This is a genomic window from Streptomyces spongiae (assembly GCF_009377185.1).
Lineage (GTDB): Bacteria > Actinomycetota > Actinomycetes > Streptomycetales > Streptomycetaceae > Streptomyces > Streptomyces spongiae.
Window position 1 is genome coordinate 1 of sequence record NZ_VJZC01000386.1, and the last position, 9,453, is coordinate 9,453.

Below are 9,453 nucleotides of genomic sequence, written 5' to 3' on the forward strand. Positions count from 1 at the left end.
GCCCAGGGGGGGGCACACCCGGGGATCTGCCACACTGGTGTGGCCATGCCTAAGCCCGGAGAACTCACTTTCGTCGCGCCGCGCGGAGCCAAGAAGCCGCCGCGGCATCTCGCTGATCTCACGCCTGCCGAGCGCAAGGAGGCGGTGGCTGCGGTTGGGGAGAAGCCGTTTCGTGCGAAGCAGTTGTCGCAGCACTACTTCGCGCGGTACGCGCACGACCCGGAGCAGTGGACCGACATCCCCGCCGGTTCGCGTGCCAAGCTTCAGGAGGCGCTGCTTCCGGAGCTGATGACGGTCGTACGGCATCTGTCGACGGACCAGGACACCACGCGCAAGACCCTGTGGCGGCTCTTCGACGGCACGCTCGTCGAGTCCGTGCTCATGCGTTATCCGGACCGGGTGACCATGTGCATCAGTTCGCAGGCCGGGTGCGGGATGAACTGTCCGTTCTGTGCCACCGGGCAGGCCGGGCTGGATCGCAATCTGTCCACCGCCGAGATCGTGCATCAGATCGTCGACGGGATGCGCGCGCTCAGGGACGGCGAGATTCCCGGTGGCCCCGCGCGGCTGTCCAACATCGTGTTCATGGGGATGGGCGAGCCGCTCGCCAACTACAAGCGGGTCGTGGGGGCCATTCGCGCGCTCACCGATCCCGAGCCGGACGGGCTCGGGCTGTCCCAGCGGGGGATCACCGTGTCCACCGTGGGGCTCGTGCCGGCCATTCACCGGTTCTCCGACGAGGGCTTCAAGTGCCGGCTCGCCATCTCGCTGCATGCCCCGGACGACGAGCTGCGCGACACCCTCGTCCCGGTCAACACGCGGTGGAAGGTGCGGGAGGTGCTGGACGCCGGGTGGGAGTACGCGGACAGGTCCGGGCGGCGGCTGTCCATCGAGTACGCGCTGATCCGGGACATCAACGACCAGGCGTGGCGCGGTGACCGCCTCGGGCGACTGCTCAAGGGCAAGCCCGTGCATGTGAATCTGATTCCGCTGAACCCGACGCCCGGTTCGAAGTGGACCGCCTCGCGGCCCGAGGACGAGAAGGCGTTCGTCGAGGCGATCGCCGCTCACGGTGTACCGGTGACGATTCGGGACACCCGTGGACAGGAGATCGACGGGGCCTGCGGTCAGCTCGCCGCCACCGAGCGGTAGTCTGGGCGCGTACATCTCAATATTCCGACATCTTCATATTCCGACAGGGGAGCGCCACAGCGCTGAGAGTGCGGCACAGGCCGCAGACCCTCTGAACCTCGCCCAGGTCATTCTGGGTAGGGAGATCGGTCACCACTCGAGCTGTTGCGCCCTGCCCGGGATCCCCAGGGAAGTCCCGGGCAGGGCCGCGTCTCTTCCTGGTCACCCAGGAGGAATCCAAGTGAGCACCACCAAGAAAGTCGTGGCCGTCGCCCTCGGGCTCGGTCTGGCCACGCTGTCCGCGTGCAGTTCGTCCGACTCCGGCAGCGGCGGCTCGGACTCCGGTTCGAAGACCGTCACCCTCGTCAGCCACGACTCCTTCGCCGTCTCCAAGGGCGTCCTGAAGGCGTTCGAGAAGGAGTCCGGTTACGAGGTCAAGGTCCTCAAGGACGGCGACGCCGGTCAGGCCGTCAACAAGGCCGTCCTGACCAAGGACAACCCGCAGGGCGACGTCTTCTTCGGCGTCGACAACACGCTGCTGTCCCGTGCGCTGGACAACGGGCTGTTCCAGTCGTACGAGGCCAAGGGCGCCGATCAGGTCCTGGCGCGGTACCGGGTCGACCAGGGCAAGCACCGGGTCACTCCCATCGACTCCGGTGACATCTGCGTCAACTACGACAAGGCGTACTTCAGCGAGAACAGGCTGAAGCCACCGAGCTCCTTCGACGACCTCGTCGAGCCCGAGTACAAGAACCTCCTCGTCACCGAGAACGCCTCCACCTCCTCGCCCGGCCTCGGCTTCCTGCTCGGGACCGCCGCCCGGTACGGCGACGAGGGCTGGCAGGGCTACTGGAAGAAGCTCAAGGCCAACGGCGTGAAGGTCGTGGACAGCTGGGAGCAGGCCTACAACGAGGAGTTCTCCGGGTCCGCCGGCGGCAAGAAGGCGAAGGGCGACCGGCCACTCGTCGTCTCGTACGCCTCCTCACCGCCCGCCGAGGTGGTCTTCGCCGATCCGAGGCCGAAGACCGCGCCGACCGGCGTCGCGAACCGCACCTGCTTCCGGCAGATCGAGTACGCGGGGCTGCTGAGCAACGCGAGGAACACCGAGGGCGGCAAGGCGCTCATCGACTTCCTGATCAGCAAGAAGTTCCAGGAGGACATGCCGCTCAACATGTTCGTGTACCCGGTGCTGAAGGGGGCGCAGGTGCCCGAGGAGTTCGCGAAGTACGGCCCGCAGGCCGAGGACCCCGAGACCATGGCGCCCCAGAAGATCGCCGAAAACCGTGACCAGTGGGTCAAGTCGTGGACGTCACTCGTACTCAAGTAGCGGCAACGGCGCGCAGGGGCTCGCGCGGGAGCGTGGCGCGGCTCGGGCTCATGACCGTGCCCGTCGCGTTCTTCGCGGTGTTCTTCGCCTACCCCGTCGCCGCGATCGTCGCCCGTGGTCTGAAGGTCGACGGGGGGTGGCAGTTCGGGCGGATCTTCGACGTGCTGGCGCAGTCCGACATCCGGCACGTCCTGTGGTTCACCACCTGGCAGGCACTCGCTTCCACGGCGCTCACGCTGCTGATCGCGCTCCCCGGCGCGTACGTCTTCGCGCGCTTCGATTTCAGGGGCAAGCAGGTCCTGCGGGCGATCGTGACCGTTCCCTTCGTGCTGCCCACCGTCGTCGTCGGGACCGCCTTCCTTGCCCTGGTCGGGCGCGGCGGGCTGCTGGACGAGATGTGGGGCGTACGGCTCGACACCACCGTGTGGGCCATCCTGCTCGCCCATGTGTTCTTCAATTACGCGGTGGTCGTGCGGACCGTGGGCGGGCTGTGGTCGCAGCTCGACCCGCGGCAGGAGGAGGCCGCGCGCATGCTCGGGGCCTCGCGGTTCGCGGCCTGGCGGACGGTGACGCTCCCCGCGCTCGGCCCGGCGGTGGCGGCGGCCTCGCTGATGGTGTTCCTGTTCACCTTCACCTCCTTCGGTGTGGTGCAGATCCTCGGCGGGCCCACCTTCTCGACCCTCGAAGTCGAGATCTACCGGCAGACCTCGGAGATCTTCGACCTGTCCACGGCCGCCGTGCTGACGCTTCTGCAGTTCGTCGCGGTGGGCGCGATCCTCGCCGTGCACGCCTGGACCGTACGCCGGCGGGAGACCGCGCTACGGCTCGTGGACCCGGCCGTGACCGCACGCCGGCCGCGCGGGCCGGGACAGTGGGCGCTGCTGGCCGCCGTGCTCGCCACCGTGGCCGTGCTGCTCGTGCTGCCGCTGGCCGTGCTCGTCGAGCGGTCGTTCGGCGCGCCCGGGTTCGCGTACTACGAGCGGCTGACCAGCGACGACAGCGGGATCTTCCTCGTCGCGCCGATCGAGGCCGTGGGGAACTCGCTGGAGTACGCGGTCACCGCGACCGCCATCGCCGTGGTGATCGGCGGCCTGGCCGCGGCGGCCCTCACCCGCAGGGACGCCGGACGTCTCGTACGCGGCTTCGACGCGCTGCTGATGCTGCCGCTGGGCGTGTCCGCGGTGACCGTCGGGTTCGGGTTCCTGATCGCGCTGGACGAGCCGCCGCTGAACCTGCGGGCGTCCTGGATCCTGGTGCCGCTCGCGCAGGCGCTGGTGGGCGTCCCCTTCGTCGTACGGACCATGCTGCCCGTGCTGCGGGCCGTGGACGTCCGGCTGCGGGAGGCGGCGGCCGTGCTCGGGGCCTCGCCGTGGCGGGTGTGGCGGGAGGTGGACCTGCCGATGGTGAGGCGGGCACTGCTGATCGCGGCCGGGTTCGCCTTCGCCGTGTCGCTCGGCGAGTTCGGGGCGACGGTGTTCATCGCGCGGCCCGACAACCCGACGCTGCCCGTCGCCGTGGCGCGGCTGCTCGGGCATCCGGGCGCGCTCAACTACGGGCAGGCGATGGCCCTGTCGACGATTCTGATGGTCGTGTGCGCGGTGGCGCTGCTGGTGCTGGAGCGACTGCGCACGGACCGGACCGGGGAGTTCTAGATGCGGCCGGGGAGTTCTGGATGCGACTGGGGAGTTCGGGTGCGACCGGGGAGTTCGGGATGCTGCTGAACCTTGAGGGAGCGACCGTGCGGTTCGGCGGGCGGGCCGTGCTCGACGCCGTCGACCTGGGCGTCACCGAGCACGAGATCGTGTGTGTGCTCGGGCCCAGCGGCAGCGGCAAGTCGACGTTGCTGAGGGCGGTCGCCGGGCTGCAACCCCTGGACGCCGGACGGGTGTCGCTCGACGGCCGGGACCAGGCGGGAGTGCCCGCGCACCGGCGCGGCGTCGGCCTGATGTTCCAGGACCACCAGCTGTTCCCGCAGCGGGACGTGGGCGGGAACGTGGCGTTCGGGCCCCGGATGCACGGCGAATCCAAGGGCGAACGGGCCGCCCGGGTCCGGGAGTTGCTGGAGCTGGTCGGGCTGCCGGGCTCCGAGCGCCGGGCCGTGGCCTCCCTCTCCGGCGGCGAGCAGCAACGTGTCGCGCTGGCCCGCGCCCTCGCCCCGAGGCCCAGGCTGCTGATGCTCGACGAACCCCTCGGTCAGCTGGACCGGTCGCTGCGCGAGCGGCTGGTGGTGGAACTCCGTGAGCTGTTCGGAGAGTTGGGCACCACCGTGCTGGCCGTGACGCACGACCAGGGCGAGGCGTTCGCGCTCGCCGACCGGGTCGTGGTGATGCGGGACGGCCGGATCGCCCAGTCGGGCACGCCTCTTGAAGTGTGGCAGCGGCCCGCGGACGAGTTCGTGGCGCGCTTCCTCGGCTTCGACAACGTGGTCGCCGCGACCGTGAGCGGCCAGGTCGCGGACACGCCGTGGGGCAAGGTGCCCGTGCCGGAGGACGCGCCGCAAGGGGCGGCCGCGCTGCTGGTCAGGCCCGCGGGCGTACGGCTCGTCGCGCCCGCGGAGGGGCTGCGGTGCGGCGTGGCGGCGCGGACGTTCCGGGGCACCCACGTCGCCGTCCACCTGCAACCTCAGGACGCGCCGCGCCTGGAGGCCGCGTGCGCGCTGCGGGAGGCGCCGGAGCCCGGGGACGAGGTCGGGGTGGCGTTCGACGCGGCCGAAATTGTCGTGCTCGGCGGACCGTCGGCGCCCTAGGGTCAGGACCATGACCCCACTCGGACATGACCGCTACTGCGACGAGATCGCCACCCAGGTACGGCAGTTGAGGGCCGTGGTGACCTCCGGCGCCGACCTCGCGGCGACCGTGCCGACCTGTCCCGACTGGTCCCTGGAGCAGTTGGTACGGCACACCGGAGGCGCACTGCGCTGGGTGGACCACATCGTCCGCTCACGGGCGCGGGAGGAGGTGCCCGACGAGGCCGTGCCGCACGCCGAGGGCCCCGAGAAGCAGGGCGATGCGGCGGCGCTGGACGCCTGGCTCGCCGAGACCGGCGCGTCGGTCGTCGAGTCGGTGCGCGCGGCCGGGCCCGGCACCCCGGTGTGGACCTGGGGCTGGGAGCAGAACGCGGGCTTCTGGGCCCGGCGGATGGTCCACGAGATCACGATCCACCGCGCGGACGCGACGCTCGCCGCCGGGCTGCCGTACGAGGTGGCTCCGGAGATCGCCGCCGACGCGATCGATGAGTGGCTGCAGATCGTCGAGTACGCGCAGCGGGCGATGCCGGACGATCCGGCGAGGGAGCTGCGCGGTCCGTACCGCAGCATCCACCTCCACGCGACCGACGCACCGGACGACGTCGACGCCGAGTGGATCATCGAGCTCACCGAGGAGGGCGTCGCCTGGCGTCGGGGCCACGAGAAGGCGACGGTGGCGCTGCGCGGACCGCTCACCGAGGTGCTGCTCGCCTTCTACCGCCGGCTCCCGCTCGACGACGGGCGGCTGGAGGTGCTGGGGGAGCGGGAACTGCTGGACTTCTGGCTGGAACGGGCGACGTTCGGCTGAGCGCGTCGTGCGCTTCATGTGTTCTGGGGGTATGCGAAGGCCCGCCCCCTGGTCGAGGGAGCGGGCCAACTGGCAGAACGCGTCAGCGGGTCGAGGCCCCGCGGCGGCGCGTGCCGTAGTAGATGGAGCCACCGCCCACCGCCAGGAAGGCGGCGGCGACCCCGGCGATCACCGGGGTGTTGGAGTCGGCACCGGTCTCGGCGAGGTTCGAGTCGCCCTCGGGCGCCGGGGCGTTGCCGTCACCGGCAGGGGCCGGGCTGGTGCTCTCCGACTCCGACTCCGACGGCGTCGGCGTGTCGGTCTTGGTGTCGGCGGGGGTGGACGGCTTGTCCGACGGCTTGTCCGACGGCTTCGGGGTCTCCGAGGCCGGCGGCTTGTCCGAGCCCTTCTTGCACGCCTCGGACGGCGTCGTCAGGTTGGGCTTGATGTCCTCGTCGACGTAGCCCTCGGCCTTGATGTGGATGCGGTACTCGGCGTTGGGCTTCCAGTTCTCCGAGAACGTGACGGTGACGCCCTTGGCGGTCGAGTCCTTGATCGTCTGAGTTCCGACCAGCCGCTCGTCCGCCCCGTTGTTCTCCAGGTAGACGGAGACCTCGGCGGTGACGCCCGTCGGGTCCACGTCGGTGACGCTGATGACGCCCTTGCCCTTGGCGTCGCACTCGGCCTTGGCCGAGAAGTCACGGATGGTGCAGGCCATTGCGTTGCTCGCGACGCCGAGCACGAGGGCGGCGGACGCGGAGACAACACCCAGGAATCGCACGGATCGTGCGGTACGTGGAGATATGGACACGGTTGCCCTTCACGGGAAATGCGGGGGTGCGGGCTACATGTGTGACAGCTGTAACCCCATGTGACTCACAGGTTTATAAGCGCGGCATAAGCGCTGTCAATCCGGAGGCGGATCTCCGCACTTGGCTTTGCCCCGTCATCAACCCCCGTGACGTTTAAGCGCTGAGACGTTCGAGCGCCTCCGGGACCTCCTCGACGCGGTCCACCAGCGCGATCCGTGACTCCATCGAGCGCTCGCGGGCGAGGGCCTTCAGGAGGGGCCAGGTGGGGAGGTGGTCCGTCCAGTGGGCTCGGTTCACGAGAACCATGGGCGTGGGTTCGCCCCGGGACCCGTAGTAGTTCGGGGTCGCGTTGTCGAAGATCTCCTGGACCGTGCCGGCGGCGCCGGGCAGGAAGACGACGCCCGCGTTCGAGCGGGCCAGCAGGCCGTCCTCACGGGTGGCGTTGGCGAAGTACTTGGCGAGGTGGGAGGCGAAGGCGTTCGGAGGCTCGTGGCCGTAGAACCAGGTGGGGATGCCGACCGAGGTGTTGCCCCTGGGCCAGCGGGCGCGCACCTCGAAGGCGGACCGGGCCCATTCGGTGATCGAAGGGGTGAACGAGGGGGCCTTCCCGAGGAGCGCGCAGGCGTCCTCCAGCATGGCGTCGTCGTACGGCGCCGCGTACGCGCCGAGGTTGGCCGCCTCCATCGCGCCCGGGCCGCCGCCGGTCGCCACCGTGAAACCGGCGCGTGTCAGGGCGCGGCCGAGCCGGGCCGCGCCTTGGTACTCGTCCGTGCCGCGGGCCATCGCGTGTCCGCCCATCACGCCCACCACCCGTGCTCCGCACAGGAGTTCGTCGAGGGCGTCGGAGACGGAGTCGTCGTGGACGGCGCGCAGCATCGACGCGTGGATGTCGCCGTCGGCCTTGGTGCGCTGGAACCAGGCGTACGCGAGCGCGTCCGGTGTCTCCTCGTATCCCCGGTCGAGCGAGGCGAACAACTCGTCCGGCGTGTAGACATGACCGCGGTAGGGGTCGAAGGGCAGGTCCGGGACGGGCGGGAAGACCAGGGCGCCGTCGGTGCGTATCTTCGCCGCGGCGTTCTCCCGCATCGGGCAGCCGAGGAAGACGGCGCCCGCGGTGTCCGTGGCGAGCAACTCCCTTGTACGGTCCGTCAGGTCGACGGCCTGGACGCGGTATCCGGCGAGCGTGCCGCGGGCCGAGACGGTCGCGTCGAACTCCTCCAGCGTCTCGATCTCACGGTCGTTGTGGTGGGCCGCATGGGCGGGGCTCGTCTGCACCCGCCCATGCTAGGGCCTGTTCTGAGTTCCCCGTCGTCCGCGCGAAGCGCGGGCGCAGCGGCGTTCGGTGCGTGCCCTCGGTGTGCGGCGTCGCAGGTCATGTGGCGGAGCCACCTGTCCTGTGGCGCCGTGCGCCGAGGGTGCGTGCCGGGCGTCGGGGCGCAGGCGGGGAACTCAGAACAGGCCCTCAGCACGGCCGGGTCAGCCCTGGATGGCTTCCGGGTTCATCCATACGACCTCCCAGGTGTGGCCGTCGAGGTCGTCGAAGGCGCGGCCGTACATGAAGTCCTCCATGTCCTGGACCTTGTCCGACGCGGTGCCGCCGGCGGCCGCGGCCTTCTCGACCAGCTCGTCCACCTTCTCGCGGCTCTCCGCGCTCAGACAGAGCAGCACCTCGCTGGTCGTCGTGGCGTCCGCGATCTCCTTCTTGGTGAAGGTCGCGTAGAACGGCTTGGTGAGCAGCATCGCGACGATCGTGTCGCTGATCACGACGGATGCGGCGTTCTCGTCGCTGAACTGCGGGTTGAGCGTGTAGCCGAGTTCCGTGAAGAACTTCTTCGAGGCTTCCAGGTCGTTCACGGGCAGGTTCACGAAGATCATCTGCTGGTACATGCGCGGTCTCTCCCGTAGGTGTCGGCCCGTTCGGTGTCGGTCCGTTCGGTGGGGTAGACCGGGGTGCCGCGCAGAACTCATCGGCGCGCGCGGATTTTTTTCGCGCGGCTTTCTCCCACGGCGTTCGTGGGCCCTCAGGCGATGCCCTCAGGCGTGGCCCTCAGGGAACCAGCGGCATGGTGGCCAGCTCCGCGACCGTCCAGGTCAGCGGGCCGAACACGGCGAGCAGGATGCCCGCGCGGAGCAGGGCCGCGGAGCGCAGCAGGGTCGCGGGTGCCCCGAGCCGGAGGAGGGCTGTCATGGTCTCCGCGCGCGCGTTGCGTGCCTCGACCGCGGCCGTCGCCAGCGTGAGCAGCGCGCAGCCGATGACCAGGAGCGCGCCCAGCGCGGTGAGCGGACCGATGCCGGGGCGCGCCCCGGAGTGCAGCGTGGCCATGGCGTACGCGCCGGAGGCCACGGCGCACACGACGCCGAGGGGGCGCCCGATCCGGCGCGCCTCCTCCTGCAGCACGCGCCCGGCGAGCAGCCGCAGCGCGCCCGGCCGCGCGGCCTGCAACAGCCGCCCGCACTGATGGGTCAGCCCGGGCCCGACGAGGATCAGTCCGAGTGCCGTCAGCACCCAGCCGCCGAGCACCCCGGCCGGGCTGCCGGCGGAGCCGCCGGGGAGCGCGAGGCCAGGGGCGGGGCCGGAGCGGCTCGCGTACATCTCGAGGGCGAGACCGGCGGCGAGCACGGCGATCCCCCAGGGGAGGCCGCCGGGGGC

Annotated in this window: 8 protein-coding genes and 1 pseudogene; 5 read left to right on the plus strand and 4 right to left on the minus strand. The window is 70.6% G+C overall.

Annotated elements, in window-relative coordinates; genetic code table 11:
- Positions 1–45: 45 nt before the first annotated feature.
- The 5 genes from rlmN to FNH08_RS35285 all read left to right on the plus strand — a co-directional run bounded on the left by rlmN (position 46) and on the right by FNH08_RS35285 (position 6,012).
- Positions 46–1,152 (plus strand): 23S rRNA (adenine(2503)-C(2))-methyltransferase RlmN, encoded by a 1,107-nt coding sequence (gene rlmN / locus FNH08_RS35265; protein ID WP_152775601.1) that lies wholly within the window; start codon positions 46–48, stop codon positions 1,150–1,152.
- 220 nt (positions 1,153–1,372) lie between these two features.
- The gene (locus FNH08_RS35270; RefSeq protein ID WP_322726014.1) at positions 1,373–2,458 is read left to right on the plus strand and encodes a thiamine ABC transporter substrate-binding protein; all 1,086 of its coding nucleotides are present in this window, start codon (positions 1,373–1,375) and stop codon (positions 2,456–2,458) included.
- 50 nt (positions 2,459–2,508) lie between these two features.
- On the plus strand, positions 2,509–4,110 hold the full coding sequence (locus FNH08_RS35275; RefSeq protein ID WP_152775603.1) for an ABC transporter permease: 1,602 nt from the start codon (positions 2,509–2,511) through the stop codon (positions 4,108–4,110).
- A 59-nt stretch (positions 4,111–4,169) separates the two neighbouring features.
- Positions 4,170–5,204 (plus strand): ABC transporter ATP-binding protein, encoded by a 1,035-nt coding sequence (locus tag FNH08_RS35280; protein WP_152775606.1) that lies wholly within the window; start codon positions 4,170–4,172, stop codon positions 5,202–5,204.
- Positions 5,205–5,214: 10 nt separating this feature from the next.
- Positions 5,215–6,012 carry a maleylpyruvate isomerase family mycothiol-dependent enzyme gene (locus FNH08_RS35285; RefSeq protein WP_152775604.1) on the plus strand — a complete coding sequence of 266 codons (798 nt, stop codon included), beginning with the start codon at positions 5,215–5,217 and terminating at the stop codon, positions 6,010–6,012.
- Between the two features lie 82 nt (positions 6,013–6,094).
- Here the strand turns inward: FNH08_RS35285 and FNH08_RS35290 are convergent, their stop codons facing one another.
- The 4 genes and pseudogenes from FNH08_RS35290 to FNH08_RS35305 form a co-directional block, all read right to left on the minus strand.
- Positions 6,095–6,772: an LAETG motif-containing sortase-dependent surface protein gene (locus FNH08_RS35290; RefSeq protein ID WP_322726015.1), complete on the minus strand. Its 678-nt coding sequence runs from the start codon at positions 6,770–6,772 to the stop codon at positions 6,095–6,097.
- A gap of 184 nt (positions 6,773–6,956) precedes the next feature.
- On the minus strand, positions 6,957–8,078 hold the full coding sequence (locus tag FNH08_RS35295; RefSeq protein ID WP_322726016.1) for an LOG family protein: 1,122 nt from the start codon (positions 8,076–8,078) through the stop codon (positions 6,957–6,959).
- 201 nt (positions 8,079–8,279) lie between these two features.
- Positions 8,280–8,690 (minus strand): VOC family protein, encoded by a 411-nt coding sequence (locus tag FNH08_RS35300; protein ID WP_152775605.1) that lies wholly within the window; start codon positions 8,688–8,690, stop codon positions 8,280–8,282.
- A 160-nt stretch (positions 8,691–8,850) separates the two neighbouring features.
- Positions 8,851–9,453: pseudogene (locus FNH08_RS35305) on the minus strand (hypothetical protein); the annotation flags it as partial.